Raw genomic sequence first — 25,274 nt, 5'->3', positions numbered from 1 at the left:
AATCGGCCAGAACTGGAGAACAGCATCATGAAACTGAAAATTATCGCCGCGCTGAGCCTTGCCGCTCTCTCGGCCGCCATGCCCGCAGCGGCGAGCGCGCAATCGGCAACGCCCATCCTCGTCGCCATGTCGGCCTATGTCGGAGAGCGGGCTGGAGACGACGCTGCGACGCAGATTGCGGCGAAGAAGGCACATTATGCCAGGCATCGCCATCATAAGGGCAAGTGCAAGGATTGCGCCGACTGCCCCGATTGCAAGGATTGCGACGAAGCGGCCAGGAAAGTCGTGACGCAGGAAGAGCGCGCGGGGATCTGCGATCCCTTGGCCCACGCCAAAAAGGATAAGGCCGGTGCTTGAGCGCGTCTGCCTGTTCGCCGTGACGGCCGCGCTTGCGGCCGTCACACCTTCCATCGCCTTCGCGCAAAAGCTTGGCCAGGGCGGGACGGGCGTCGACGAGACGACGCAACTGCCCCAATGCCCGGTGCCGCTCGGCGTCGCAGCGCTCGTAGAAACGAAAGCTGCGGACCCCGCCGACGCCCTTTCCCCGCAATTGCAGGCACTGATGCGTATGGCGGAAATGCAGAATGGCGGATCGACCGCCCGCGTCGATGCCCTTCCTCTGGTCAAGCTCATGATCGCACGTTCGAACTGCTTCCGCGTAGCCGATCGCGGGGAGGCTTTCAGCGCGCTCGAGCGGGAGCGGGCGATCGCCGGCGCGACCGCTGCCACCCGGCCCGTTACCAAAGCTGATTATCTGATCGAGGTGAAGGTGGTCTATTCCGATGCCAAGTCCCGCGAGTCCGGTGGCGGCATCGGGGGTGTCTTCGGCGGTGCGGTCGGCCTAAAATCCAAGACGCTCGAAAGCCAGGTCCTCATGACCCTGGTCGACGTCAACACCGGCATCCAGGAGGCGGTCGCCAGTGGCTCGGCGCGCAAGAAAGACGTCGGTGTGATCGGTGGGGGTGTCCTGCTCGGGCTTGGTGGCGCTTCAACCACGGCCTGACGCTATCCGAGCTTACCCGGGATGTGGCGACCTATCTTCAGGAGCGGGTCGCTCGCTCCTGAAGACGCCTCATCCTCAGCCCCCGCGATTGTCGTAAGCGCCCTCTTCGCCATCGCGATCATCGCTGCCGCGCTGGGCGTGATCCCAGAGATGACGCTTCAACGCGGCCTGGGCCTCCGGCGACCAGCTCCCCGCCCCGGCCACCGCGACCCAGGCTTCGACATAGTGCTGCGGAGCGTAGACATGCCCGTAGCCCATCGGCGTCCTCGTCGCGAAGGCCATGTCGACGAGAAGCTGCAGGCCGGTCACGACGGGATACCAGCGGAACTGGGGCGAGACGTCGGGGCCGCGCGTCGGCTCGAGCCAGGCAGGCTTTCGGAAGAAGCTACGGCGATCGAAGAAGGTCACCGCGTCGCTGGCATATTGGAGATAGACGATCCGCATCACGCCCCAGGGCGTCGCAGGCGGAACGGTCGGTCCATTCTGGTTCATGAAACGGACGGCGCGGCCCTCCCGGTATTCCGGCAGCCAGGCCGGCGAACCCTCATTGCGCCGGTCTGTGATGTCGCGCCAGAAACGGTTACCGAAGGGCGGGCCGCTCCAGACGGCGCCATCGATCGGATCGCCGATCAATTCGAGCAACTCGATCGATCGCTCCGAATTCATCGAACCCAGGCTCAAGCCGTGCAGGTAGAGCCGCGGCCGGCGTTCCTTGGGCAGGCGCGTCCAGTGGCCATAGACCTCGCTGAACAGCGCTCGCGCCGCCTCGGAACCGTATTCCGGCTGAGCCAGCAGCGAGAGTGGGCTCGACAGATAGGAATATTGCAGCGCGACACTGGCGACATCGCCGTCGCCGAGATGCTCGATCGGGCTGATCGCCGAGGGATCGACCCAGCCGGTGCCGGTCGGCGTGATCACCACCAGAATCTTCCGGTCGAAGGCGCCCGAGCGCTTCAATTCCTCCAGCGCCAGCCGCGCGCGCGCCTCCGCCGTCCCGGCCGCGCGCAACCCGACATAGGTGCGGATCGGCTGCATCGCCGGCCGGCCCGACAGGGCGGTGATATCGGCCGCGCTCGGGCGCGAGGCCACAAACTCGCGGCCCGCCCGCCCCAGCTCCCGCCATTTCACCAGCGAGGCCTGACTGCCGGATTGAAGCGGGTCCGTCGGCTGCGGACTGGCCGGCTCGATCAGGGCGTCGCGTTCGCGGAAGGAGGAATCCAGCACGCGGAAGCCGACGCGCACCAGGAAGCCGTTGGCGAGCGACCAGACCAGAACCGTCGTGATCGCGAGGCCGGCCACGAGCGCGACCCGCCGCGGCATGAAGCCCAGCGGCCGGCGCGCCAGGAAGAGGGCCATCAGCCTGAACAGACGCGCCAGGGTCAGCAGCACTGCGAAGGTGACGAGCGCGATCAGGCTGACCTTGAACGGATGGGCGCTCTCGATCGGCTCCATCGACATCACGCGGCGGATGGAATTCTGCCATTCCGCCGCATTCGCGAGGAAGATGCCGGCGACCAGCAGGCATATGCCGGCGACGACGATGTTGACGATGCGGCGCAGCCGCTCATTGGGCGCCGGCATCTCCAGATAGGTCCAGAGCCAGCGCCAGGCCGTGCCGAAGCCATAGCCTGCCGCGAAACAGACACCACCCAGAACGCCCTGGATCACGGCCGTGCGCGGCACGAGCGTGGGGGTGAGCGAGGCTGCGAACAGGAAGGTGCCGAGCGCCAGGCCGATGCCGGACAGGCCACGGCTCCAGCGCAGCGGAAGCAGGAGAGCTCTCGTGCCGAAGCTCATCATCGCACCTGCTGTCCGTCATGCCCGCCGATCGAGCTATTATATCCATCGATCACGCAGCGCCGGGGCTGCGTCCGATAGCTTCGGCCGGTGAAGCGGGTTCGGGCGAGTGCCCGGCAAGCACGAGGCGACATTCAGAAGCTCCAGACCATCGGAACGTAGAAAACGGATATGACGAAGAACCAGAGCATCAGCGGCAGCCCGAGCTTCCAGTAGCTGTTGAAGCTGTATCCGCCCGGACCTATCACCATCATGAAAGCTGCGCCAGCAGCCAGATGCAGAGCAGCTTCAGGCCGTCCGCGATGCTCGCCATCTGCGGCAGGAGGCCGAGTACGATCAGCCCGAGCCCGAGATTGTCCGCCTTGCTGATCGCATGCAGCCGGCTCAGCGTATCGGGAAAGCGCAGCAGGCCGAGCGCGCCGGCGAGGAAGAGCAGCGCGCCCGCGCTCACCAGAACGATGGTGGCGATATCGCCGAGGCCGCTCATGGCTGCTCCTTCGCCGGATCAAGTTCGGCGGCCGGCTCGGCCATGCCGAGCGCGAAGGCCACGCAGGCAAACGCCGCGAACAGGGCGAGCAGCAACGCGACATCGATCACGGCGGCAGAGCCGGAAGCGGCTCCCAGCAGCAGAAGCACCGCCGTGCCGCCGGTCCCGAGCAGTTGCAACGCCATCACGCGCTCGGCCAGGACGCGGGAACGGAGCACACGCAACAACGCGAGGACGGTCATCGCGAGGACGAGGAACGCCGCGGCGGCCAGAATGTCAGCCATCGCGGCGCTCCGCCCGGAATATCCGGCAAAAGGGCGCCTCGTCGGCAGCGACCTGCTCCGCGATGGGCTCGCGCAGGTCGAGGCAATGGATCAGCAGCATCCCGTCGGCCGCAACGGAAACGGGTAGCTTGCCGGGCTGCAGGCTCATCACGGCGCACGCAGAATCACGTGCCATGCCATCGGGAACGATCGAGCGGCAGGTCGCGAAACCCGGCCGCAGATCGGGATCACGCGCAAAGGCGCGCCGCGCCACATCGACGCCCGCGACAACGGATTGCGGCAGGAAACGGATCAGGAAACGGATCAGGCCGCGAAGAGAAAGCCCAGCGCCGACCGGCCACAGCACGGTACTGGCCCAAGCTCCGGCGGCGCTTGCGGCGATGCCGACCGGCAAATCCTTGAGCGCAGACCCCATCAGGATCACCCATAGCGCCAGCAGGCACAGCCCCCGGACGAGGAGCGCCGAAAACCGCCTGTCATCGGCCACGGCCGCCCCCTCCATCGCTTCCGCCCGCCTCCGGTCGATGCCTGCCAACGCTGCGATGCAGGGTAGCCATCGCCCGGACGGGCAGCATCAGCCGGGCGTCTCACCACTGTGCGCCACGTCCCATTCTCCCCGGAGCCGCGGGTCAGGCCGCCGGGCCGGATCCACCCGCGGCGCCTGCCTCCTTCGGCACCGCGCCGATCATCTCCGCCAGCCAGCGGCTCGACGGATGCAGGGCGCAGAAGGTGATGAGGGCGATCGTGATAGGGACGCCAATGAAGGCGCCGAAGACGCCCCAGAGATAGCTCCAGAAGAAGACCGAGAACAGGACGATCGGCGGCGAGATCGAGAGCGCACTGCCGGCGACCCGCGGCTCGATATAGCTGCCGACGATGAACTGGATCAGGTTCAGGCAGGCGAAGACCGCGATGACCGCCTGCCAGGAGCCGAACTGCGTCATCGCGAACAGGGTCGGGAAGACCGTGGCGACGAGCGGGCCCATGAAGGGGACATAGTTCAACAGGAAGGCGATGAAGCCCCATTCCTCGGCCAGCGGCAGGCCGACGGTCCGGGCGAAGACCCAGACCAGCAGGCCGGTGATGACGCTCATCGCCGTCCGGACCAGCATGTAGCGGCGGATCTTGGCGGCCGTCGCGATGCTGCCGCGCAGGATCAATTCGGCCATGTCGCGGTTGCGCATCACCTTGAGCCTGCGGCCGAAATCCTCGACCTCGAGCAGGCCGAGCAGCACGTAGACCAGCACCACCAGCCAGAAGCTCATCGTGCTGTTCAGCCGGCCGCTCACGGTCTGGACGGCGCGCAGCACCCAGGCCGAGCTGAAATTCTCCGACCACAGCGCCGCAACCGCGATGCCATGCCCTTCGAGCCAGAGCGTGATCTGCTCGTAGAAGGCCTGGAAGCGCGCGGCATCGCTGACGATCCAGCGGCCGACCCGGCCGAAGGCCCAGACGATCAGCGAGCCGAAGGCGAAGAAGGCGACGACCATGACGAACAGGCTCAGCGCCGGCGCCAGCAGCCGCGGCAGCGCGCCCTGCAAGGCCTTCTGCAAGGGCCAGACCAGCGCGATGATGAACAGCGCGAAGGCGACCGGCGCGAAGACGGAACTCGCGATCGACAGCGCGACCACGAACAGGATTACGGCGATGATGACCTGCGCGGCCTGGGAGGTCTTGGCGCTGGTCATAGGCCAGCTCGGCTCCGGGCGTAAAACCGCGTCGCAGCGGCAGTTCTCTTCAGCGCAGGCACCCGTCAGACCCCCTTGGTGAACTCGTCGAGATCGAGCGTCGAATGCTTGCCGATCTCGTCGCGATGCGCCCGGTAGAACGCTTCGGCGGAGCGCCTGCCCTCGTCATGGAGCATCGTGAAGAACTCCCACTCGGCATTGAGCTTCGAGGAATAGCCAAGTTCGATCATGGCGTCGCTGGTGATGCGGTGGAGGCGCATGCGCGCCCAGCGCGCGCCCTCGCCCGTGCCGGAGAGCGCCTCGCGCTGCAGCAGCGCCATCATCCGCAGCTCCTTCAGTAGCACCGCGTTGAAGGAGACCTCGTTGAGGCGGTTCAGGATGTCCCGAGCATTGCGCGGCGTGCCCGGCCGCTCGACCGGGTTGATCTGGATGAGAATGGTGTCGCTGGCCGTGCTCTCTTCGATCAGCGGGGTCATCGTCGGGTTGCCGGAATAGCCACCGTCCCAATAGCTCTCGCCGTCGATCTCGACCGCCTGAAACAGCGTCGGCAGGCAGGCCGAGGCGAGCAGCACGTCCGGCGTGATCTCGCCGTTCCGAAAGATGCGGTTGCGCCCCGTCCTGACATTCGTCGCGGAGATGAAGAGCTTGATCGGGCCCCTTGCGATAGCGTCGTAATCGATCGCCTCGGCGAGGATGTCCGTCAGCGGGTTCGTACCCGACGGGTTGAGGGTGTAGGGCGAGACGACGCGGGACATCATGTCCATCGCCACGAAGAGCGGCGAGGTGTCGAGCGTCCAGCGGCCGAGCAGCACATCGAGCGGCGAGCGCTGGAATGGGCTGAAGCGTGCCGCCTCGGACACCTTCCGCCAGTAGCGGTCCAATGCGTCGCGAGCGCCTGCACGCCCGCCCAGCGCATAGCCGGAGGCCAGCACGGCGGCATTCATGGCACCAGCCGAGGTGCCGGAGATCGCCTCGATCGTCAGCCAGTCCTCTTCGAGAATCCGGCTCAGCACGCCCCAGGTATACGCGCCATGGGCTCCGCCGCCCTGAAGAGCGAGGTCGATGTTCAGTGGAGCGCGCGCGTCGTTGCCGCGGCTGGGGGCGGAAGGCGTCTTGCTCACCGAAGTCCCTCTTTCGTCGGCGCGGCCCGCCGCCTCATGGCGGCGGGCTTCGGTCGATGCTTCAAGCCTGCGGGGCCTCGGTCTCCGCCGCGGCCGAGAGCGCCGCGCGCAGTTGTGCCTCCTTGGTCTCGTCGAAGGAGGTCTGCATCAGCGTGCCGCCGACGCCCTTGAGATCCGCCAGCACTTTGTCGGTCGTCATCTTGCGGATGAGCAGGAACAGGCCCGCCGTGTTCGGCTGCAGGGCCTCGGCGGCATCCTTCATGAACTGGTCGTTGATACCGATATCGCTGAACTTGCCGCCGAGAGCGCCGGACGCGGCACCGAGCGCCGTGCCGATCAGCGGATTGAGGAAGATGAAGCCGATCAGGGTGCCCCAGAGCGCACCGGAAGCGGCGCCCGTGGCGGTGAGGTTGATCATCTGATTGAGCTTCACATGGCCCTTGTCGTCCTTGACCACGACGACTGCGTCACCCAGCTCGATCAGATATTCGCGCTGCAGGGATAGGACCTTCTGGCGGACCTCCTCGGCCTTCTGTTCCGTCGGGAAGGCGATGAAGACGAGATTGCTCATGTCGATGACTCCGTAATCGTGGGTGAGAAAGAACCGGAAGCCAGCCGGTCAGGCCGGAAAGCTTCCGGTGCGGGGGAGGCAGGCACGCGCCCTCCTCATGGCCGTTGCGGCGAAGCCGCGGCGGATTGCGGCCCCGGCCTGACGCGCTGGCCGGGATGCAGGGCCTGCGTGCCGGCCGAAACGATCATCTCGCCGGGTGCCAGTCCCTGCGAGAGGATGATCTTGCTGGGATCGAAGCGCAGCACGTCGACCGACATTCCCCAAGTGGCCTTCCGCTTGACTTCAAGATCGCCTGATTTTGCTCGCTGGGCAAGCGTTTTTCGCCCCGAGCGATGTCTGTCGTCGCGCAAACGGCCGAAGTCGGGTGGATCAAGCCTCGAACCCGCAGCATTCTGGCCCGGCAGAGCCGCTTTTCCGCGCGGCAGACGGACCTGTCCTGCCGCTTTCGTTCAGCTTGGGCATGGATCGTGGTCATGCGCATGACGGAGGCGTTCGAAGACGGCGGATGGCGGCAAGGACGGCCCGCACCATCGGGCCGGTGACGGCGACCTCGGCCAACTGGAAGGTAATGGCGCGGGCGTGGCGGACGACGCGGGCGCCGATCTTGATCAGCTTGAGTTGCAGGCTGGTCAACGACCAGTCCGCCATGGCCTCGGGCAGTTCGATGCAGCGCAGGAAGGTTGCCAGGTTGTAGGCCAGCGCGTGCAGTTGCAGCCGCACCTCGTTGTGCCGGAACTTCCGGCATGACAGCCGCGTCCAGCGAAAGGCATATTTGCCTTCCTTGATGTGCTGCTCTGCGGTGCCGCGCTGGTTGTAGAACCTCACCACCCAGTCTGGCTCCATCGGCAGGTTGGTGACGATGAAGCCGACTTTGGGGAACAGCTCGCCCGGATGCCATTCGATCTTGGCGATGACGCGGCGCGGCTTGTCCCAGGACGCCGCCTGATACTCGAAGTCCTCGAAGAACCGTTTGACCTTGGTCAGCGAAGGCCGTCCCACGGGCCGTGTCAGCCGATGCGCGATCTTCTCGCGCAAGACGGCGTTGGCGGGCAGACGGATGGCGTAGAAGAACCTGGCTTCTTCCAGCCGCATATAGATCGCGGGGATCGCGTAGGCAGCGTCGGCCCGGAAGAAGCGTCCACCAAGGTCGCGGCCAGCATATCGGGCAATGACGGGATCAAGGACATCCCGCCAGCCATCGGCGCTGTGGACATTGCCGTTACGCAGGGCGCAGCGCTCCAGCATGCCAAACTGGTTGAACAAGAAGATGGGGTGATAGCAGGTGCAGTCGAAATGCCCGTTCCAGGCAGCACCTTCCTGATCGCCGTGGGTGGGGCTGACCGAGCTGTCCATGTCCAGCACGATGTATTTCAACCCGTTGCGGTCATGAAACCGGTCGATCCATTGGCCGTTCAGATCGGCCAGCGCCGCCCGGTTCGCGGCCAGAGCCAGCGTCTCGGTCTCGAACCGTCCCATCTGCGATGCCGAAGCAGCTTGCGCCTCGACGGCCCTGCCGCCAACGACCTGACGCATCACGGGATCGAGGGCCAAGCGGTCGGCATCGTTCACATCCTCGTATCCGGCCAGTCGTCCGAACACCGATTGCCGGAACAATCCGTCAAGCCGATGGAGCGTGTTCTTCCCGGTGCGGCTGTCTCGCAGCGCCTCCGACGCCAGATTGGACAGGCCGAGCACGTCATCAAGCTCGCGCATCACCAGCAGGCCACCGTCTGAACTGATCTGCGCACCACGGAACTCCAGACGCACACGGCGGTCGAAATCAACCCGATCTCCCCGCGCCAAGCCCGCACCCTCCAGGTGATCCATGAAACGCGCCCCTCGCAGCCGTCAACGCCATGATTTATATGCGAAATATCACGATTACGACAGCGAAATCAGCGACTTACTTGGAGAATGTGGGTTGGTGTAGGCGCTCTGGGCGGCAGCTATGCCTCGACCGACATCGGCAAGATCACCACGCTTGCGACCCTCGATGCCTTCAGAAAGCTCATCGGGGACGCACGGCCGCGCCTTGAGCCAAGGCTCGTGCCTGCGACGCCGCCTGCTGCCGCACCGTCCACGCCGACGACGCAGCCGCTTCCCTCCAGACCGCAATGACCGGGAAATGCGATGATCGCTAAGAAATCGATCCAGACGGTTCAGACGTCATGAACATGATGGCCGGCTTCGGGCTTACACCCTGTCCCTACTGCCATCGTGCGATGATGCCGTGGGAGCCCGGTCACCGCATCCACCGTTGCGAGACATGCCGGCGACCGCTGGTGCTTTTCCGGCTGCTTTTCCAGAGCCGGACGTGGAGGATCGCGCCGCTTGCGGCCGTAATTCACGCCGGTGCCGCACTCGCACTCATACTGGGGGTGGGCACGGCCATCCTGCTCGATGCACCGCCGGCATGGCTGGTGTTCGCGGTCGCGCTGCCGATCGCCGCCCTCGGGGCGATCGACATAGCCGATGGCTGGCTTGCCTGTCGCACGGGCATCGGACGGCTGTTCCTGAAAATCAGGCGCGGACGTGCTGCACGAACAATCGGCATGCTACGCATTGTCTTCGGTCTCGCTGGATGCGCGGTTGCCGTGATCGGCATCATGCTGTTCGGTGAAATACACGGCGCGCCATTAGGCTCGGCTCCGCCTCCCGACGTTCAAACCACAAGACCATGAACCCTGAGCGGCCTCCCGCGCCCACGTCGCCGTCCCCGGATGCCTCAGCAGTTCCGGTTCGGATCACTGGCCTTTTTTCGTCGATGTTAGCGCTGATCCCGTCGCTGGCGATCGTCTGTGGCGCGTTCCTCTACTTTGCGGGCTACAGTTACATCGACACCTACCTGCGATCGTTCGGGCTCACGTTCGGAGCGACGACAATGTCGACGGGTGAGGTCATGGGCCAGGGTTACACCGTCGTACTGTATCTCACTATCACACACTTTTTCGACTGGCTGTGGCGGGTGATGGTGTCGTCGCTCCTCATTTGGTCAGTTATCGCTGTTGCCCTTGGGGCACTCGTCTACGGCAAACGGAAAGGTTCGAACTCATCAGAGCTCATTCTGGAAATCCTGCACGCCGTCGCCAACCGCGTCGTCAATCTTCCTAATTACATTATCGCTGGGGGCATAGTCGTTGTCGTAGCCGTCAGCTCAGGACCGGCCGGGGTCGAAGCCGCCAAGTTCGAGCGCGAAGCGACGATTGCGAAGGTTCAGAAGGGCTGCTGCGCCTTCTATCAATCCGGCAATATTCGGGTTCGTGGCTATCCCATTGCAGAGACTTCCGACCGGATCGCGATTTATACCAATCACGGCGTACACGTTTTGCCAGCTGAGGGACTGCACATTCTGGAGAAGCCCCCGTCCAAAACCCTCCCCGGGCAGCAAGTTCGCTGATGATACTGTTTTGCCTCATCCTGGGTGACAGCACCGCGATCGGCACCGCATCCGCGCTGGCGGCCCAGGGTATCCGCTGCGAGGTCCATGCCCGCGTCGGTGCGCCGTCGGCCGAGATAGCCCGCATGCCCCGGTCGCGATCGCCAGCACCGCTCGCTCTGATTGCGCTCGGATCGAACGACCCTGAAAACCCAGCGCTCGCCCGCAATCTCACGACACTGCGCAGCCGCACGACGGCGTTTCGCGTGACATGGCTGGCGCCCTACCATGCACGCGCTTCCCGCATCGTTGCAGCAGTTGCCCGCAGCTTTGGCGATACCGTCATCCAGTTGAGCGCGGTGCCGACCGCCGATGGCGTCCATCCCGCCAGCTATCGTCCGATCGCGGCCGCGCTGGATTGGAAAAGTCTGTCTGAAAATTGGCACCATGTTGCCATTGGTTCCGCGCGACCGCCTGCGCCAGGGACAACGAGACCGACCCCGGTGCCAGATAGACGAGCCACGGTCCTCGTCATGGAATGACTGCCCGGCGGGCATGAGCATTCGCGCAGATCGTCGCAGCCGCGCAGCGCCGTAATGATCGGTTTACTTGTAAAAAGCATATTCAAAGGGTGGAGAGGTCGTTGCGACCGCTCAGCCTTTTTGAAGAAAGGGGATATGTCTTATGTTTCGACTGAATCACGATATGGCACGCCGCTTTCTGTACGTCGAATTGCGGGGTTTCTGGACGCGGGAAGTCCTAGCTCGGTTCCACGATGAGGCCCGGCTTGTATTGCAGCGTGCAATAGCCAACGGAGCAACGCCCGGCGAAGGCCATATCCTGGTCAATGCGAACGGATTTCCGGTTCAGGATCGAACGATCGCCGAGGAGATCGCGCAGTTCATTCCGCTCTATGGCAAGCTGGCCAGACGCATCGCGGTGGTCGGATCGGATTCTTCCCTTCAGCGCCTTCAGGCAAAGAGACTGATCGGTGAGAATGGCAAGTTGTTCGACAACGACGAAGCCGCGAAGACCTGGCTGTTCTCCGCCGATCGAACAGGCACTGCACATGCGGGAACGGGGCGCGCTGACATTATCACCGCGCGATCGGCACCTGATCGATCCGCGTCGTCCATGACGGGCTTTTGAACGCTCGCTTCGTATCGTAGGACTTGGTTCCGAACCCCTCGGATGCAAGGCGCATGGTATTGCGGCCGAAGCGACCGTTGAGCCCGTCGATCGCGGACAGAAGGGCAGGGGATCGCGGGTCGGGCTTTGCAAACAAGTCGGCCTGATGCGCCGCCATCCTTTCCAATCCCTCCAGCATCACCCCGCACTTGGTATAGACCCGGCCCGTCTCGAACATCGCTTCGGCCATGCGCGCGGCCATGCCGGCGATGACGCGGGGATCGTTGGTTGCCGGCGACAATCGACCGACGCGCGATGCCGATGGCGCGTTCGGTTTGAACCTGCTGCCATGCGCAAACGCGATCAGCCTCGTCGCAGCCAGACCCTGATTGCGGATTTTCTCGGCCGCGCGAACGGCGCGCCGAACCATCGCTTCGCGCAGCGCGTCCACGTCGCTCACCGGCTCCCCGAAACACCGCGTCACAGCGGTTGCCTTGGATGCCGGCGGCTCAGGCTCGAAATCGGTGCATTCCACCCCGTTCAACTCACGCACGAGGCGCTCGAGCACGACGGTCCCCACATCGCGCGCGACCTCGGGCGGAAGCGCTGCAAGATCGGCCGTGGTGCGCACGCCCAGCGGTCGCAGGCGTTGTGTCATCGCGCGCGCGATGCCCCAGACTTCCTCGACCGGCCATTGTGCGAACATGCGCTGGCGCAGTTCGACATCGTGCAGGTCGACCACCCCGCGCCAGACCTTCTCTGACGCCTTCGCCAGCGCATTGGCGACCTTGCTCAGGGTCCGCGTCGGTCCAAGGCCAATCCGGATCGGCAAGCCTGTCGCCCGCTTCACGTCCGCGATGATGCGATGCGCGCTCTCGACGTCGCCCAGTCCGTTCGCCAGGACCGGCAGGCGGAAGAAGGATTCGTCTATGCTGTAGATCTCGATGGTGTCGCTGTGATCGGCGAGCACCTGGTTGAACCTCCGGTTCATGTCCGCGTAAAGCTCGTATGAACTCGATCGGCACTGGACACCGTGCTCGCGCACGATGTCCCGGATCTTGAAAAGCGGCGCGCCCATCTTGATGTGCAGCGCCTTGGCTTCCTCCGAGCGGGCGATCGCACACCCGTCGCCGTTCGACAGCACGATGAGAGGCTTGCCCCGGAGCGAGGGATCGAAGACCCGCTCCGACGAGCAATAGAAATTCTGGACGTCCGCTATCCCCCACATCGCCTGTCTAGCCTTGCAGGTTGCGGACAGTGGCGCGCACGACGCCCCAGATCTCGACGGCTTCATCCGCGACGACTGGCTCGTATCTCATGCGAGCGTTGCGTGCCTCCAGCGTCGGCTTTCCTTCGCGCCATACCAGTTGCCTGATGACGAACCCGCCATCGACCACGGCGATGACGATCCGTCCGTTGGACGGGGTCACGTCCCGGTCGACGACGACGACATCGTCGTCATGGATGCCCGCGTCGAGCATGGAATGTCCGCTGACCCGGAACACGAAACTGGCGGCGCGATCGAGGCGCAGCAACTCGACCAGATTGACCGCCGTTTCCTCCCAATCCTGCGCGGGTGAAGGGAAGCCGGCCCCTGCTGCGCTGACGATCTTGAGGCACAGGTCAGTGGGTATGTGGGCGATCGGAACGGGACGGGAGAGGGGAATCACGCAGGTCGACATGCGCGCATGATAATCCGCAAAGGAACATCAGGGGAACGCATTTTTCCCCTTTTGTTCTTTTGCGCGATGACTCATAGAGTCATCGATGCCGATCCGCCCCGAAAACCGCTGGCTTTACCCGATCGACTGGCCGCAAATCTCGGATCATATCCGTTTCGGGCGGGCAGGGGGACGCTGCGAACAGTGCGGCCGACCGCACAAGCGGCGTGTCGCGCATCTGGGTGACGGCCGCTGGTGGGACGTCGAGGCACGCGCCTGGCGCTCCGGGCGCGGCAGGAAGGTCAAGGTTGCCGCCGGCTTCTCGCTCGACCTGGTGCGAACGACCTATGTCGTTCTCGCCTGCGCGCACCTCGATCATGACCCTGGCAACTGCCGCCCCGCCAATCTCGCCGCGCTCTGCCAGCGGTGCCACATCCTCCACGACGCCGAGGAACACCGCTGGCAGCGCTGGTGGAATGCCTTTCGCTTCCGAGCGCTGCGCGACCTCTATGACGATCCGGTTGCCGCCCGCCACAAACTCCAGCTAAAACAGCAACACAAGATCGTTTCGATGTCGATACGATAATATATCTTATGTTAAATCAATGACTTAGTTGCGGATATTAGCTCTGCCGGGTTGAGCCAGCTTGCGCAGACCAAACGCGACAAAAGCGAGAAATACGCCGCGGAAAATGAAGCTGATCCCGACGATCGTCGCGAGCATGACGAGGCTGGTCGCGGGACCAGCGAACAGCAGATATCCGCCCAGAAGAATATCGAGGACGCCCAGCGCAAGACGCCATCCGCGATCGTAAGCGCCCCGGATGGCGCTCGCGACCTGAAATATGCCCGAAACAAGCAGCCAGAAACCTAACGCCCAGACCAGGGAGATCGCGCCGGCAAAGGGATTGAACAGGATAATTCCGCCCGTCACGACACCCAGGACGCCCAGCAGCACTTCGGTCCAGCGTCCCCGATCGGACAACGACGAAACACCGGAGACAATCGCGAGGACACCGTAACCGATCAGAAACACGCCCAGGAGAACGCCCGTCGTCAACCCGGTGGCGATCGGATTGGCAAGCGCGACAAATCCGATCAAAATCACGAGAATGGCATAAGCCAGAATCCAGCCCCAGGCCGACCCTGAACGCGCTTCCGACCTTTGATCCCATGCAGTGTTGCTTGCCATGATGCGTCTCCCTTTTTCCGCACAATTCCCAAATCGGCGAAGAGTTTCTCCCCGTAACGGGCCTGGAGGCGCGAGGTCGAAGCGACTTCCGAGCAGCCGCGCTCAGTAATCGAGGTTGCGCTTCTCCATCTGCGTTGCCGCCAGATCGGCAACAAGCCCCGCGCCGCCAGTCATCTCGTAGATGCGCACGACGTCTTCGTCGGAAAGGTTGGCGACCATTGTGCGCACGGCATTCGCGTTGTCCGCGTCGAGCGTTGCGGCAGCGCCAGCGTCGTCCGCAGACCCGGCAATGCTTTCGTCACTTCCATGCCGGGGCTGCGTCATCGCTCAACCGCCGTTCAAACGATCGCGGACCTGCTTGGCAGGCGCGAAACTAATCTTGCGCGATGCAGCGATCGTGATCGCCTCGCCGGTCGCGGGATTGCGGCCCTGACGCTCGGGCGAATCCTTCACTTTGAACTTGCCGAACCCGTTGATGCTGACTTCATCGCCCTTAGCGACAGCATCGGTAATATCCGCGAAGACAGCCTCGACAATTTTCTTGGCGTCAGCCTTTGAAAGATCGTGAACGCTGGAGAGTTGCTCGGCAAGATCCGAGGTCGAAACGGGCATGATGTAATCCTGTGCCTATGGTTGAAGTATCGGGTTGGGCCTGGTTTATGCCTCACCATTGTCCGGCGTCGCAACCTGTTCGAGCATTTTCCCGTCATAGGGTCGAACAAGGGCGAGCGCGTCGTCGGCCGAGCCATCGAGCCACTGGCTCAGGTCGGCGCGGTGAAGGATGACCGGCATTGCCTTGGGATGCCAGGGGGCGACAATCGCATTGGGCGCTGTGGTGCAAAAGGCATAGGCCTCGCCCCGCTCGGTCGGCCGCCAGATCCCGGCGAAGAACGCGATCGGATGATCGGGCAACGAAAACCACATCTGCCGCGGTTTGCCATCGTCCCCCTTCCCGCCTTCGGGATGCGGTTCGGCAAAATGCGTGAACGGGACCAGACAGCGACGCTCGGGATTGGAGATCGATGGCTTCCACATCGAGGACGCGAGGTTGCGCGCGTTGGTCACATATTTGTCGAGTTTGATCGCCGGATCGCGCTTGCTCGCAACCTTGGTCGGGAAGCCCCATTCCATCGCGACCGGCTCGAGCGGCCGATTGCCTGCCGGCGATCGCCGGATGACAAGCCCGTGCCTGGGCGTCTTCTTGCCGGTGGGAAAGATTTCGAGAGGGATCGAGATGACCGGGTTTTCCTCGAACGCCTCATATCCGCATGCCTGCATCACGGCCGTCTGCCGAGCGCTCAGTCGATAGCGATTGCAGATCGTTCCTCTCCTTCAGCCCATCGACGTTACCAGAACTCGCGACCGCCCCGATATTCCCGCCACGCATTATCCCATTTCGTGCCGACCTCACCCGCGACGGGCCTGGCCCCCACATCATAGCCTGCCATCACGTCATCGATGTGCGGCGCTGGCGCGGGACGATTGAACGGTGCGATCTTTAGCGCCTTGAGATACCAGACATAGGCGCGCTCATGATCCGAAACCGGCTCCGCCTTCCCCCAGGCCACCTCCTGAAACTGACGCTGGGCCGCACTCTTGGGCCGGCGCTCCCGCAGGCGAAGGGCGTCGTAGAATTTCAGATGCCTGTCGAGCAGTCGCTCGTACATCGCGATCGTGCGGGCATCTTCAGGACCAGCTTCACCCTGCATGCGCCTTCTCCTGCCACGGAGAACAAATGCGGAAAGTCGCTCGCCAATCCCACCGCGAAGTGATACGCTTTGCAAGCGTTATTCGACCATCGGGTCGGACGGGCGGGAAAGGAGCAGCCATGTTGAACCATGATACTGGCCAGATGGACTGGGATCGGCATCCTATCGGTGGCGCACCATTCCCCAGTTCGTCCTATTCGATCAATCCCGAAAATATGTATGATATGGCTACGCCGCGCGGGCGTGAGCTGATGGATGAAGTTTATCCATCTTCTCGTAGAGATGGTGCGCCTAGCGAGCCGCATACTTCCAAGATGTTTTTCTATTTCATCTTGTTTGTTATGTTCTTGGGATTTTTTGTCATCCCCGGCCATTCCTGAGCTGGAAACGCCGAGGATCGACCGGCGCTCCGTCCTTCCACAATTCATAGTGGAGATGGGGGCCGGTCGATTTCCCTGAACTTCCCACACGCCCCAATATCTCACCCTGTTCGATCGTGCTTCCGACAGGAAAGCGCGAGCGATCCTGCATGTGGAAATATTTGCTTTGCGAGCCATCGCCATGTTCGAGCACGATGTAATTGCCAGCGCCGTTCGCCTGAAAGTCGTTCTTAACCACGCGTCCTGACGCCGGAGCAGGAATCGGGGCTCCGGCGCGTTGCGCGATATCGACGCCCCGGTGATGGTGTCCGGGCTGTCCGGTTACCGGGTCCACCCTCCCCCCCATGTTCGACGTCAATCGCCCGGAGATCGGCAGTGTAGCCCGCTCGCCGCGCGGCAATTCATAAACGTGGCTGGTGCCTTGACCGATGCCAAGCCTATCGCGGGCCGTATCGCGAATACTCTCGACACCGGGTAATGTCGTGGTGATCCACGCATCGTTGCGTTCCTGAACATGCTTCCCGATCTGTGCGGCCGTTCCCTTCGCTTCATCGACGCCGTTGCCGATCTCGAAAGCGCCATGGGTGATCCGGACCGACGCATTGGGAATGGCATCGGCCACCTCCCCGGCAAGACCGGTATCGCGCGAACTCTCCCTGATCGACACTTCGGGACCTTGCGCTCGAATGCCAGCGGCGCGGCGTTCCCCCCACTGCTGGACCCCGCCCGCCGTGGTGGAGGCGGGACCGTGCAGCGAGTTGTCGAGCTGCCCTGGAATAGTCACGCCCAGTTCTTCACGGACCGAAGCCACCTTGCGCTCCATAAACTCGCCAAGAAGAATATCGCGGACCTGCTCCTGCTCACGCGTGCGCGGCATGACCATGCCCGGCGTCCAATTGAATTGCGACAGGGTCGGATCGTTCAGCAAACGCTCCTGCGCATACACGACAAATTCCTGGCTCTCATTACGGTTGAGCGACCAGCCTCGTTGCTCAGATTCGCGCACGTCTTGGCTGACACGCTGGAAGGTTTCTTCGGCTCGGGTCGCCTCGAGCGACGCCGAGCGCGATTCCCCAACGCTGACGCCAAGCTTCTGCGAAAGGGAGCGCACCTCGCTATCGCCACTCGTGCTGGTTTCTCGCATGAACTCATCCCGCGCTGCACGGGCCTGTGTCGAATTGGTCTCTTTGGTGAGGTAATCTTTCAACTCTGAATAAGCTTGGTCACCTGAGATTGTACGCCCCGTATTCTCCGACGCAATGGATGCTAAACGAACTCCAAGTCCACCTTTGACGCCAACATCAGCAAACTTATTCTTCCATACGCTTGCAAGCGCCTCGATACCTGCATTTGCGTCGCCAGTCATTTGTGTTGCTCGGGCAACCTGCTGACTGTCTGATTCGGTTAACCCGAACTTGCTTGTCAGGCCGCTCGAAAGGCTACGCGACACATCCGTCATCCTCGCAACGCTGTTGTTGAACCCAGACCCCGTTTCAGTAGAGCTGCCCCGGCGATGTTCGGCTGCCGAGAGCAGATCGGTGGCGGTGGTGGCGGTCGCGTTCCAGGACTGCGACGCGGAGTTGCGCAGCGACTGCGTGTGCGACTGCCCTTCCGACAGGGCGCGGCTCATCTGGCTGTCGAAGCCGGAAGTCCGCGTCGGCGTGAAGGAGAGGTTCGAGATGCCCTGCCGGGTGTCGAACGCGTTGCTGCCGTCGGCAAAACCGTAGGTGATCCCGCCATCGGCATTGGTGTACGACCCGACCGCGAACCCGTCATTATATTTGGGCTGGGTGTCCCACTTGTTCGACTGGGTCATGCCCGAGGTCAGGTTCTGGAACGAGGTATTCCCGTAGGAATAATTGCCCGTCGTGCGCTCGGTCGCCGCCTGTTCGGCCGCGCTCTGCGCCGGCTGCAACATCGAGGTCGCATGTCCCGCGATCGCCATCGCGCCGCGCGCCATGCCTCCGGCGATGAACGGCACGCTCATCATGAGGAAACCGGCAAGCGTCGATATGCTCTCGTTGACGTTCGCCATGCCGTCGCTGACCAGCAGCGTCGGCCCTGTCGGCGAGACGCCATGATAGAGCGCCGCCGCACGGCTCATCACGAACATGTGCAGGATGACGTAGAGCGGCCCCCAGGAGGCAAGGTAGAAGAATCCCGTTCCATAGCCCTTGAGGGTCTGGATGCCCGTTCGCGGGAACAGGAACAGCGGGAAGAGGACCGGGAACATCGCGTAGAAGACGACGGTCAGCACGATCCCGAGCAACGGCACCCAGGTCATCGCCTGCGTCGCGATCGAGGTATAGGTGTTCTTCGCCTGCGCATCGGCACGCTGGGCGGCATAGGCATCCCATCCTGCGTCCGAGAAACTTTCGCGCGCGGCCAGGAACGCGTCGATCATCGAGACCTGTCGCAGATAGGTATAGGCGTCGCTCGGCGTGCCGTGCATCTGCGCGGCAACGATGGGAAGGTCATCGCGGATCTTCTGCGCCGCCACCGCATCGGAGAGACCGGGATAGGCGCTCCTGGCAAAGGGGATCAGATCCTTGTCGAACGCTGCCTGCCACTGCCCGTCCAGTCGCGAATAGGCCTCGTTGCAGGGAATGATCGTATTTTCGGTGGTGCCCGGTCCCGTCGAGGCGATCCAGCGCTGGCTGCGCGCTGGGCTGCCCGGTCCGATCGCCTCCCAGACATTGGTCGACCGGGTGAGATCGTCCATCGACTTGAAGCCCAGCAGCACGTCATAGAAGGTGCATTGCTTGAGATGCTCGTCGAGGTTCGCCCGGAACACGCTGTCGGTGATCTGGAAGGTCCGCGCCTTGTCCATCAGTCGCGCACCGTAGATCATGCCGTTGGTCGAGAGCGAAAGCGCGTTCGGCATGACGAACACCGTCTCGGCCGTGCGCGTCATCCAGTCACCGACCTGGCTCGTGAAAGATGCCATCACGCCAAGGCCCAGCGGGACATTGTCGACCACCGCCGGCGCCAGTGTCGGATTGATGCGGTCGGTGACCTTCACGGTCACGGTCGGCACCATCAGCATCATGTAGATGAGCGTCGACTGGAGGAACCAGTTGAACCAGGCCCGCCAGTCAAGCGAGAAGGCCACGATGAACAGCGAGTAGATGAACCCCATCACCATCACGACCTGGAGGAGCGAGCGATAGCCCCCTCCCCCCGTCCACGCCGCGACCGCGTTGAAGACGTTGACGATATATTCGCCGCCGCCGATCGTGAAGACTTCGAGCGCGCCCATCGTGCCGTTCCCTCCCTTTAGCGGACGCCCTGCGCCGACAGACCACGCCCGAAGCGGAGCGAGGCGGACAGCTGCGGGCTCATTGCGTTCTTGAGGGTCGATTCCATAAATTGGGTATATTGAATTACCCGGTAAGTGTTGGAGATCTGGCCCGCCATCTTCTCGTTGCGCCGCGACAGCTCGGTCTTGACCGTGTCGACCTGCGCGCGCCACGCCTTGAACTCATCGGTGGAGACGAACTTCGCGCCCGCCTGCGCCTGCGAGATCGTGTCGAGCATGCGGTCGAGCATCGACATCAGCATGTCGATCGAAACCATCTCGGCGAGCGTGGCGCGATCACCGCCCGACAGGCCCATATGCGCCGCCTCGTTGACGACGAGGATCTTGTAGAGCGGGATCGAGGTGATCCCGAGCAGCGCAATCTCGTCGCCCGACAGGGGCGCGTTCGAGCGGATCTTCGACGACATGCTGTCCATCGCCTTGAGGACGCGGGTTCGCAGCGCCTCGTTGGTCGAGATCGTCAATTTGGTCGGCGTGGGCTTGAGGCACCCCTTGTCGTCGGTGGTGTCGCACCGCCACACATCGGTCGGCGCCGTAGCGGTGCCGTCGAGCAGCGCCTGATAGGTGTCCCAGCTCGCCGGCGCGATGAACCGGAACGTCCCCATGCTGTCCTTGGTATTGGCCGCATCGTAGATGATGGTCCCGACCATCGTCATGAGGAATTCGGCATATTCTCGCGATGGCTTAGTCGCGCTTTTGGCGTTGAGCGCATACCAGGTGTAATTCTTCGACTGCACCAGTTCGCCGTCGTCGCCCGCCTTGGCGAGGGTCGATTCACGCTCGCCCTTGTTGGTGCAGCCATGCCGCGCCGCGGCCGCATCGGAAAAGAAGCCCTTCGCGCCACCGACCTGCTGGCAGATGGTGGACGAAGCCCCGTCCATCGCCGGCCAGATCGAGCCGATCGCCTGCTGCGCCGCTTCGCAACTCGACATGTTGAACGCGTTAAGCTGCTGCACGCGCTGGCTCATGTCCTTCATGACCCCGCCGATCTGCGCGGAGATGGAATCGATCGCGAGCTGGAAGGCAAAGCCGATCGCGTTGTTCGCGGTCGCCTTGAGCATCGCGACGATTTCGTCGGCGTTGATGAACGAGAAGGAGCCGGCAAAGAGGTCGATACCGCCGCACCCGCCCCGCGCGCTAGGCAGCGCGACATTGACCGGATTGATCGACTTTTGCGGGAAGCGGCTCCAGAGTGATCCGCCCGAATAATAGCCCGCGGACTGCCCCTGGAAAGCGGTCGGGCCGGTGACGTTCGCCGCCGCGCCCGACTGGTTGAAATAGCTGTTCATCTCGCCCTGGACGTCGGCCATCGCCGGCGTCGCCACGAGCCCCCCGACTGCAAGGATCATACTGGCCTGCGCGAGGATCGCCGCGCAGAGGCGAAGGATCTGCCTGACCATCAGAAGTCACTCCCGGGTTTGATGCTGGTGAGCGTGAAGATGCGGTTCATCACCTCGTCGGCCGCCATCACGCCGTAGCCGATCGGCATCGGCCGCTTGGTGACCGTATCGAAGAGGACGAGTGCGGGGACCTGCTGTCCGCGCATGCCCATCGCCTTGTACTGACCGGTATCGACCGTGTAGTTCGGGAAGGCGCGGGTCGGACCGCCATCGAGTGAGATCGCCATGACGGTGAGACCGAAGCGATCCGAGATGCTGCGCATGATCGGGCCGAAGGTCTCGCACGCCGCGCAGGCCGACGAATAGAAATAGAAGACGCCGTAGCGCTGCGAAATTTGCGACAGCACCCGTTCGCGGTCGGCGTTGCGCGTATCGAGCCAGGTCCGCTTGCCCAACTGGTTGACCGGACGCTGGAGGGTGTAGTCGAGGTCGGGGTTCTGCCAGATCGTGCGCTGCCACATGTCGGCGAAGGACGACGCCCGGTCGAGCTGCTCGCGCTGGAACGCGATATAATGGGCGATATTCTCCGGCGTCGGTTCGAGGATCGCGCGCGCTTTCAATTCCTCCAGTTCCTTGGCGATCGCCGCAAGCCGTTCGGCCGAAGAGCGGGCGGGCTGCGCCGACTGCTGCTCGCTCGGCTTGGGCTTGGGCTTGTCGCAATAGAACCAGGTGCCGAGCCGCCGCTCGCGGCAGTAGAAATCGTCGCCTGTCTGGGCGGCGACCCGGTCGGCCCCGCCAAGATCCTCGTCGCGCTCCCGGTCGGCCGACGATGGCGCCTCGCTCTCGCGAGCCGAGGATACAGAATCGAGCAGCGGCGTCAGTTCCTGCGCGCTTGCGCCCGCCACAGGGGCGATGCCGCCTGTGGCGAGCGACAGGATGAGGGCAAGGGTCAGGGCGTTGCGCATATCAATCCTCATCTTTCTTGGGGTTCTTCTTCTCGCGATCCTCTTTCGCGCGACGGTCGAGATAGGCGCGCAGCATGCCAAGGAGGGACGGCTCGCGGGCGGAGATCAGCTTGGCCATGTCCTCGCCCAGGATGCGGAACAGGTTGCCGTAAACGGCGATGACCAGCGTGCGGGCGTGACGCTTGGGATACAGGGTCGTGCCGCGCCGCAGGATGAGGTTCGCGCGAATGAGGCGGGCGATCGTGGGTTCCAGATCGATCGCCCGTAGCTTCGTGTCGAACCATGCGTCGAGCGTGGGAATGAGGAATGCCGCCGGATGAGGCCCTGCCCGCAGCAGCGCAACAAGCAGCGCGAACTCGGCGATCGAGAGATCGGGAAACGGCCGATGGTCCGCGAGATTGGCGATCACGCTCATTTGCCCGCCTTGCTGTCGTAATAGGCCTTGATCCGTTCCTGGATCTGCCTGGAGGTTTCGATCTCGTCGGGGAGCTTCGCTGCATCCACGAACTCGGCATAGACTTCGGTGAAATCCATCTTCGAAAGGTCGAGCCGCGAGAACTCGTCGAGCGTGAAGCCCTTGCATGTCTCCTTCTTGGCGCTCCCCCACGGCTTGTTGATCTGCGGGCGACCCTGTTCCTGAAGGATGCGCGAGAGCTTGCTCTCGAAGCAGCAATAGGCCGTCGACCTGGACGTGCAGATGCCCAGCACCTTGTCGGTGCAGTATTGGCCGAGCTTGTGGCACATCCCCATGCGATCCTGGACGTCGAGCAGCTTCTCCTGGCTCGAGCACATGAACATGGTGAGGAACGGGGTCGCGAGCGCGGCAATGGCGGCGGGCCCACCGGCGATCGCCGCCGCGCCGGCAGCGGTCGTGATAAGGCCCGAGGCCTTCCCCGCGCAGCAGTTGACGAGACCGAATACCGGCTTGTGGCAAGTCTGCCGCTTGCCCGAGAACAAGGTCATCGTGTCGGGATTGAACTCTTCCTTCGCCTGCCCAAGCGCATGGAGACCGACGACTGCATCCTTGAACTCGGTCGATGCCTCGCGCTCGACCGGCTCACACTGACCGTCGAGGCAATAGACATCATCGCCGCAAATATATTGCTTGGGCTGCGTCGTCGGCGCCGTCGGGATCGGGCATTTATAGACCTTCGTCGTGACCTGACACGGACCGACCTGGGGATCGTCGAGGCATTCGTCGCGGACATAGACGCACTGCGGATTGCCGGCGAGTTCGCCGCAATCGCTGGCTTGCGTGGTGCCTACGCAGCTGTACGTGCGCTCCCAGTTCCAGCAAGCCCGCGTAATCTGGACCCCGTTGACGGTGCGCGTGGTGGGATCGGGATCGACGCAGGTTTCCGATTTCAGCTCGCAGGTCTTGCCCGCGGTCGACGCGTTGCACATCGTCTCGTCCCGGCGCTCGTTGACCACCTGTCCTGTCGTCTCGACGACATAGGAGCGGGCGACTGCCGGGCTGTCGCACTCATAGGTGATCTCCTCGCCATCGGCGACATCGGGCTCGAAGCATTTCCCGAGCGTCCCCTGGTGGCAGATGGGATAATGCACCGTTTCGCGCGAGCGCACCCGGCATACGCCGTTAGCGACGGGCTGCGTGAACGCAGGAAAGCAGCGCCGGCCCGTATTGTTGCCCGCGCGCGGCGGATTGCCGATCCAGTTTTCGCAAACATAGATATATTTGGTCGAACCCGGCGTCACATCCATGACGAGCGGGGTCCGGCACACCGCCGCGCTTTCCTCGACCTTGGTTCCCGTGTTGCAGGTCGCCTCATAATAGCCTGCCGACCCGCCTGGAGGGAGCGGCTTGCAGCTGCCGTCGGCTGCGCCCAGCGACTGACCGCTCAGATAACTGTTGGGGTCCTTCTCGACATCTTGCGCGCGACCGACCTCGCCAGCCCCCAGCGTCACCTTGAGGCGACCCGGATCGGTGACCATGCGCCACGCATCGTTATGTCCTGCGGCCGATCCGCCCGCCGCGATCAGGGCATCGGGATCGTCGGCATAGGCTTGCGCCGGATTGGCGGTGGCCGAATAGCCGGGCACCTGGCTGAGCGGTGTCGAGGTCGGCAGGCTTGCCGCGCTGGCCCGCGACGATTTGCCGAGCGCCTTGGCCTGCTCACGCGCCGCAGCGAGATCGCCCTTGGGATAGACATAGGGCTGGCCCGGTGTCTGGGTCGGCGCTTGCTGCTCGGCCTGCGCCTGAACGCGTGCGGCTGCGCTCGATGCGCTGGGCGCCTGTGTCACCGTCAGGGACGGCGCTGACATGGCAGACTGTGCCGGCGCGGGCTGGGGCGCAGAGGTCGCGGACGGGCCAGGCGATGCCTGGGCAGGCGGTGTCGGCTGCGCCGCCTCATTGAAATAGGGATAGTCCTGAAGATCGTAATAGCCACCGCTCGGGCTTGCCTGCCCGCTCGTTTGCGCGAGCGCGGCCCCCGGCAGGGACAGGAGAGCCAGAACGGCGCTCGCAAGGATGCCCCTCCCCGCCATCGTCAGGGCGTCCGCACGAGATTGGCGAGCGCGGTCCTTGCAACCAGCGCCCCCGGACCGTTCGCATCGGCAAAGGTCTCCAGCGCATAGCGGACGGTCACATTGCCCTCCATCCGGTCGAAGGGAGGGGGCGTCGTCTTGCAGGTCAGCCCGTCGCAGGGCGTAAAATCGCTCGATGCAACGACATAGGTCGGGACGGCGCTGACATCGAAAGCGCGGAACAGACGCGGGTCGATGCCGATCGAGGCGAACTGCTGCTCCTTGTCCACGACCTTTGCGAGCGCTGCGATGAAGGCCTTGCCTGAGTTGCCGGGAAATCCCCGGAACACGACCACGCCGCCCGCCGCCGAGGTCTCGGCGATAATGCGCTTAAGGGCCTGGGGCGGCATCGAGGTCGAGACGAACACCATGAACTGGGGCGCGGTGCCGCGATTGTCCTTGAGGTTGGCCGATGCGGTCTGGATCATCTCGTCGAAATCGACGACGCCTGCCGGTCCCTTGGGCAACCGGGCCTTGTCGATCGTGCGCATCTTCTCCATCGCGACCGCCTGCACGGTCTGCGCATCCTGGCGGAACGCCTCGCCACGCCGCTGAACCTCGCCGACGAGCGCGGCTGCATCGGCGTCCGCCTTGGCCGAGCGCGCACGGACGGCATCGAGATCGAGCCCCTCCACGCTCTGGCCGAGCACGGCCGCGCCGGTGCCGATGGAAGCGATCGCGGCAATCGATAGAAGGAGCTTCTTCATCG

General features: G+C 63.7%; 30 protein-coding genes. 8 read left to right on the top strand and 22 right to left on the bottom strand.

The window, feature by feature from the left end; translation table 11 throughout:
• The first annotated feature begins 27 nt into the window (after positions 1-27).
• The gene (locus BRX37_RS17040) at positions 28-357 is read left to right on the top strand and encodes a hypothetical protein (protein WP_069338477.1); all 330 of its coding nucleotides are present in this window, start codon (positions 28-30) and stop codon (positions 355-357) included.
• Complete coding sequence (locus BRX37_RS17035) at positions 350-1,003, top strand: CsgG/HfaB family protein (protein ID WP_278986336.1); 654 nt, start codon at positions 350-352, stop codon at positions 1,001-1,003. Before BRX37_RS17040 ends, BRX37_RS17035 begins: the two co-directional genes overlap by 8 nt.
• A gap of 75 nt (positions 1,004-1,078) precedes the next feature.
• Here BRX37_RS17035 and BRX37_RS17030 read toward each other — a convergent pair whose 3' ends face one another.
• From BRX37_RS17030 to BRX37_RS16990, 9 genes are all read right to left on the bottom strand, one after another.
• Positions 1,079-2,803, bottom strand: coding sequence for an alpha/beta hydrolase (locus BRX37_RS17030; RefSeq protein ID WP_206434176.1), 1,725 nt, complete (start codon positions 2,801-2,803; stop codon positions 1,079-1,081).
• A gap of 247 nt (positions 2,804-3,050) precedes the next feature.
• Positions 3,051-3,287, bottom strand: a complete 237-nt coding sequence (locus BRX37_RS17025) for a monovalent cation/H(+) antiporter subunit G (RefSeq protein ID WP_099231079.1) — start codon at positions 3,285-3,287, stop codon at positions 3,051-3,053.
• Positions 3,284-3,571 carry an MrpF/PhaF family protein gene (locus BRX37_RS17020; RefSeq protein WP_099231077.1) on the bottom strand — a complete coding sequence of 96 codons (288 nt, stop codon included), beginning with the start codon at positions 3,569-3,571 and terminating at the stop codon, positions 3,284-3,286. Before BRX37_RS17020 ends, BRX37_RS17025 begins: the two co-directional genes overlap by 4 nt.
• On the bottom strand, positions 3,564-4,058 hold the full coding sequence (locus tag BRX37_RS17015; protein ID WP_164522480.1) for a Na+/H+ antiporter subunit E: 495 nt from the start codon (positions 4,056-4,058) through the stop codon (positions 3,564-3,566). The genes BRX37_RS17020 and BRX37_RS17015 overlap by 8 nt, the downstream gene beginning before the upstream one ends.
• Positions 4,059-4,200: 142 nt before the next feature.
• Complete coding sequence (locus tag BRX37_RS17010) at positions 4,201-5,259, bottom strand: AI-2E family transporter (RefSeq protein ID WP_099231073.1); 1,059 nt, start codon at positions 5,257-5,259, stop codon at positions 4,201-4,203.
• Between the two features lie 65 nt (positions 5,260-5,324).
• Positions 5,325-6,380: a patatin-like phospholipase family protein gene (locus BRX37_RS17005; protein WP_099231071.1), complete on the bottom strand. Its 1,056-nt coding sequence runs from the start codon at positions 6,378-6,380 to the stop codon at positions 5,325-5,327.
• 61 nt (positions 6,381-6,441) lie between these two features.
• Positions 6,442-6,951, bottom strand: a complete 510-nt coding sequence (locus BRX37_RS17000; protein ID WP_099231069.1) for a DUF1269 domain-containing protein — start codon at positions 6,949-6,951, stop codon at positions 6,442-6,444.
• A gap of 95 nt (positions 6,952-7,046) precedes the next feature.
• On the bottom strand, positions 7,047-7,208 hold the full coding sequence (locus BRX37_RS16995) for a hypothetical protein (RefSeq protein WP_206434175.1): 162 nt from the start codon (positions 7,206-7,208) through the stop codon (positions 7,047-7,049).
• Positions 7,209-7,422: 214 nt separating this feature from the next.
• Positions 7,423-8,778 (bottom strand): IS1380-like element ISPme1 family transposase, encoded by a 1,356-nt coding sequence (locus BRX37_RS16990; RefSeq protein WP_012112698.1) that lies wholly within the window; start codon positions 8,776-8,778, stop codon positions 7,423-7,425.
• A 341-nt stretch (positions 8,779-9,119) separates the two neighbouring features.
• Between BRX37_RS16990 and BRX37_RS16980 the strand changes: the two genes are divergently transcribed.
• The 4 genes from BRX37_RS16980 (at position 9,120) to BRX37_RS16965 (ending at position 11,476) form a co-directional block, all read left to right on the top strand.
• Complete coding sequence (locus BRX37_RS16980) at positions 9,120-9,632, top strand: hypothetical protein (protein WP_069338479.1); 513 nt, start codon at positions 9,120-9,122, stop codon at positions 9,630-9,632.
• A gap of 83 nt (positions 9,633-9,715) precedes the next feature.
• Complete coding sequence (locus BRX37_RS16975) at positions 9,716-10,348, top strand: hypothetical protein (protein ID WP_069338480.1); 633 nt, start codon at positions 9,716-9,718, stop codon at positions 10,346-10,348.
• On the top strand, positions 10,348-10,869 hold the full coding sequence (locus BRX37_RS16970) for an SGNH/GDSL hydrolase family protein (RefSeq protein WP_069338481.1): 522 nt from the start codon (positions 10,348-10,350) through the stop codon (positions 10,867-10,869). Before BRX37_RS16975 ends, BRX37_RS16970 begins: the two co-directional genes overlap by 1 nt.
• A gap of 163 nt (positions 10,870-11,032) precedes the next feature.
• Positions 11,033-11,476: a SpoIIAA family protein gene (locus BRX37_RS16965; RefSeq protein WP_139150106.1), complete on the top strand. Its 444-nt coding sequence runs from the start codon at positions 11,033-11,035 to the stop codon at positions 11,474-11,476.
• Here the strand turns inward: BRX37_RS16965 and BRX37_RS16960 are convergent.
• Positions 11,424-12,683, bottom strand: coding sequence for a Y-family DNA polymerase (locus BRX37_RS16960; RefSeq protein WP_069338483.1), 1,260 nt, complete (start codon positions 12,681-12,683; stop codon positions 11,424-11,426). The two genes, BRX37_RS16965 and BRX37_RS16960, sit on opposite strands and share 53 nt — an antisense overlap.
• A gap of 7 nt (positions 12,684-12,690) precedes the next feature.
• Entirely contained in the window at positions 12,691-13,137 is a 447-nt protein-coding gene (locus BRX37_RS16955; RefSeq protein ID WP_069338484.1) for a LexA family protein, read from the bottom strand.
• A gap of 85 nt (positions 13,138-13,222) precedes the next feature.
• On the opposite strand from BRX37_RS16955, the gene BRX37_RS16950 reads away from it, so the two are divergent.
• Positions 13,223-13,702, top strand: a complete 480-nt coding sequence (locus tag BRX37_RS16950; protein WP_125988434.1) for a hypothetical protein — start codon at positions 13,223-13,225, stop codon at positions 13,700-13,702.
• A gap of 24 nt (positions 13,703-13,726) precedes the next feature.
• Here BRX37_RS16950 and BRX37_RS16945 read toward each other — a convergent pair whose 3' ends face one another.
• From BRX37_RS16945 to BRX37_RS16925, 5 genes are all read right to left on the bottom strand, one after another.
• Entirely contained in the window at positions 13,727-14,308 is a 582-nt protein-coding gene (locus tag BRX37_RS16945; RefSeq protein WP_069338486.1) for an HdeD family acid-resistance protein, read from the bottom strand.
• A gap of 102 nt (positions 14,309-14,410) precedes the next feature.
• On the bottom strand, positions 14,411-14,632 hold the full coding sequence (locus BRX37_RS16940; RefSeq protein ID WP_069338487.1) for a hypothetical protein: 222 nt from the start codon (positions 14,630-14,632) through the stop codon (positions 14,411-14,413).
• Between the two features lie 3 nt (positions 14,633-14,635).
• Entirely contained in the window at positions 14,636-14,920 is a 285-nt protein-coding gene (locus BRX37_RS16935; RefSeq protein ID WP_069338488.1) for an HU family DNA-binding protein, read from the bottom strand.
• Between the two features lie 45 nt (positions 14,921-14,965).
• Positions 14,966-15,628 carry an SOS response-associated peptidase family protein gene (locus BRX37_RS16930; protein WP_257211437.1) on the bottom strand — a complete coding sequence of 221 codons (663 nt, stop codon included), beginning with the start codon at positions 15,626-15,628 and terminating at the stop codon, positions 14,966-14,968.
• A gap of 26 nt (positions 15,629-15,654) precedes the next feature.
• Entirely contained in the window at positions 15,655-16,017 is a 363-nt protein-coding gene (locus BRX37_RS16925; protein WP_069338490.1) for a MaoP family protein, read from the bottom strand.
• Between the two features lie 119 nt (positions 16,018-16,136).
• Here BRX37_RS16925 and BRX37_RS16920 point away from each other — a divergent pair, with 119 nt between their 5' ends.
• Positions 16,137-16,397 (top strand): hypothetical protein, encoded by a 261-nt coding sequence (locus tag BRX37_RS16920; RefSeq protein ID WP_125988431.1) that lies wholly within the window; start codon positions 16,137-16,139, stop codon positions 16,395-16,397.
• On the opposite strand, the gene BRX37_RS16915 is transcribed toward BRX37_RS16920, so the two are convergent.
• Genes BRX37_RS16915 through trbC form a run of 6 tightly spaced genes read right to left on the bottom strand, consistent with a single transcriptional unit; the run spans position 16,378 to position 25,272 of the window.
• Positions 16,378-19,656, bottom strand: a complete 3,279-nt coding sequence (locus tag BRX37_RS16915) for a conjugal transfer protein TraG N-terminal domain-containing protein (protein WP_125988429.1) — start codon at positions 19,654-19,656, stop codon at positions 16,378-16,380. The genes BRX37_RS16920 and BRX37_RS16915 overlap by 20 nt on opposite strands.
• A 17-nt stretch (positions 19,657-19,673) precedes the next feature.
• A complete protein-coding gene (locus BRX37_RS16910) occupies positions 19,674-21,116 on the bottom strand; it encodes a conjugal transfer protein TraH (protein ID WP_069338492.1) in 1,443 nt (480 codons plus the stop codon).
• The gene (gene traF / locus BRX37_RS16905; RefSeq protein WP_069338493.1) at positions 21,116-22,021 is read right to left on the bottom strand and encodes a conjugal transfer protein TraF; all 906 of its coding nucleotides are present in this window, start codon (positions 22,019-22,021) and stop codon (positions 21,116-21,118) included. Before traF ends, BRX37_RS16910 begins: the two co-directional genes overlap by 1 nt.
• A gap of 1 nt (position 22,022) precedes the next feature.
• A complete protein-coding gene (locus BRX37_RS16900) occupies positions 22,023-22,436 on the bottom strand; it encodes a hypothetical protein (RefSeq protein ID WP_069338494.1) in 414 nt (137 codons plus the stop codon).
• A complete protein-coding gene (locus BRX37_RS16895) occupies positions 22,433-24,526 on the bottom strand; it encodes a conjugal transfer protein TraN (protein ID WP_099231089.1) in 2,094 nt (697 codons plus the stop codon). The genes BRX37_RS16900 and BRX37_RS16895 overlap by 4 nt, the downstream gene beginning before the upstream one ends.
• A gap of 2 nt (positions 24,527-24,528) precedes the next feature.
• Positions 24,529-25,272, bottom strand: coding sequence for a type-F conjugative transfer system pilin assembly protein TrbC (trbC, locus tag BRX37_RS16890; RefSeq protein WP_069338511.1), 744 nt, complete (start codon positions 25,270-25,272; stop codon positions 24,529-24,531).
• Positions 25,273-25,274 lie beyond the last annotated feature (2 nt).

It is taken from the genome of Sphingomonas sp. S-NIH.Pt3_0716, from assembly GCF_003950715.1.
Taxonomy (GTDB): Bacteria; Pseudomonadota; Alphaproteobacteria; order Sphingomonadales; family Sphingomonadaceae; genus Sphingobium; species Sphingobium yanoikuyae_A.
The sequence above is the reverse complement of the archived record's forward strand: the minus strand, read 5'-3'. Positions and strand labels throughout refer to the sequence as shown.

Bases quoted from the DNA above. Each gene is read 5' to 3' on its own strand.
- BRX37_RS17040 (WP_069338477.1), top strand. From the start codon at position 28: ATGAAACTGAAAATTATCGCCGCGCTGAGCCTTGCCGCTCTCTCGGCC.
- BRX37_RS17030 (WP_206434176.1), bottom strand. From the start codon at position 2,803: ATGATGAGCTTCGGCACGAGAGCTCTCCTGCTTCCGCTGCGCTGGAGC.
- BRX37_RS17025 (WP_099231079.1), bottom strand. From the start codon at position 3,287: ATGAGCGGCCTCGGCGATATCGCCACCATCGTTCTGGTGAGCGCGGGC.
- BRX37_RS17020 (WP_099231077.1), bottom strand. From the start codon at position 3,571: ATGGCTGACATTCTGGCCGCCGCGGCGTTCCTCGTCCTCGCGATGACC.
- BRX37_RS17010 (WP_099231073.1), bottom strand. From the start codon at position 5,259: ATGACCAGCGCCAAGACCTCCCAGGCCGCGCAGGTCATCATCGCCGTA.
- BRX37_RS17000 (WP_099231069.1), bottom strand. From the start codon at position 6,951: ATGAGCAATCTCGTCTTCATCGCCTTCCCGACGGAACAGAAGGCCGAG.
- BRX37_RS16995 (WP_206434175.1), bottom strand. From the start codon at position 7,208: ATGTCGGTCGACGTGCTGCGCTTCGATCCCAGCAAGATCATCCTCTCG.
- BRX37_RS16990 (WP_012112698.1), bottom strand. From the start codon at position 8,778: ATGGATCACCTGGAGGGTGCGGGCTTGGCGCGGGGAGATCGGGTTGAT.
- BRX37_RS16980 (WP_069338479.1), top strand. From the start codon at position 9,120: ATGAACATGATGGCCGGCTTCGGGCTTACACCCTGTCCCTACTGCCAT.
- BRX37_RS16975 (WP_069338480.1), top strand. From the start codon at position 9,716: ATGTTAGCGCTGATCCCGTCGCTGGCGATCGTCTGTGGCGCGTTCCTC.
- BRX37_RS16970 (WP_069338481.1), top strand. From the start codon at position 10,348: ATGATACTGTTTTGCCTCATCCTGGGTGACAGCACCGCGATCGGCACC.
- BRX37_RS16965 (WP_139150106.1), top strand. From the start codon at position 11,033: ATGGCACGCCGCTTTCTGTACGTCGAATTGCGGGGTTTCTGGACGCGG.
- BRX37_RS16960 (WP_069338483.1), bottom strand. From the start codon at position 12,683: ATGTGGGGGATAGCGGACGTCCAGAATTTCTATTGCTCGTCGGAGCGG.
- BRX37_RS16955 (WP_069338484.1), bottom strand. From the start codon at position 13,137: ATGTCGACCTGCGTGATTCCCCTCTCCCGTCCCGTTCCGATCGCCCAC.
- BRX37_RS16950 (WP_125988434.1), top strand. From the start codon at position 13,223: ATGCCGATCCGCCCCGAAAACCGCTGGCTTTACCCGATCGACTGGCCG.
- BRX37_RS16945 (WP_069338486.1), bottom strand. From the start codon at position 14,308: ATGGCAAGCAACACTGCATGGGATCAAAGGTCGGAAGCGCGTTCAGGG.
- BRX37_RS16940 (WP_069338487.1), bottom strand. From the start codon at position 14,632: ATGACGCAGCCCCGGCATGGAAGTGACGAAAGCATTGCCGGGTCTGCG.
- BRX37_RS16935 (WP_069338488.1), bottom strand. From the start codon at position 14,920: ATGCCCGTTTCGACCTCGGATCTTGCCGAGCAACTCTCCAGCGTTCAC.
- BRX37_RS16925 (WP_069338490.1), bottom strand. From the start codon at position 16,017: ATGCAGGGTGAAGCTGGTCCTGAAGATGCCCGCACGATCGCGATGTAC.
- BRX37_RS16920 (WP_125988431.1), top strand. From the start codon at position 16,137: ATGTTGAACCATGATACTGGCCAGATGGACTGGGATCGGCATCCTATC.
- BRX37_RS16915 (WP_125988429.1), bottom strand. From the start codon at position 19,656: ATGGGCGCGCTCGAAGTCTTCACGATCGGCGGCGGCGAATATATCGTC.
- BRX37_RS16910 (WP_069338492.1), bottom strand. From the start codon at position 21,116: ATGGTCAGGCAGATCCTTCGCCTCTGCGCGGCGATCCTCGCGCAGGCC.
- traF (WP_069338493.1), bottom strand. From the start codon at position 22,021: ATGCGCAACGCCCTGACCCTTGCCCTCATCCTGTCGCTCGCCACAGGC.
- BRX37_RS16900 (WP_069338494.1), bottom strand. From the start codon at position 22,436: ATGAGCGTGATCGCCAATCTCGCGGACCATCGGCCGTTTCCCGATCTC.
- BRX37_RS16895 (WP_099231089.1), bottom strand. From the start codon at position 24,526: ATGGCGGGGAGGGGCATCCTTGCGAGCGCCGTTCTGGCTCTCCTGTCC.
- trbC (WP_069338511.1), bottom strand. From the start codon at position 25,272: ATGAAGAAGCTCCTTCTATCGATTGCCGCGATCGCTTCCATCGGCACC.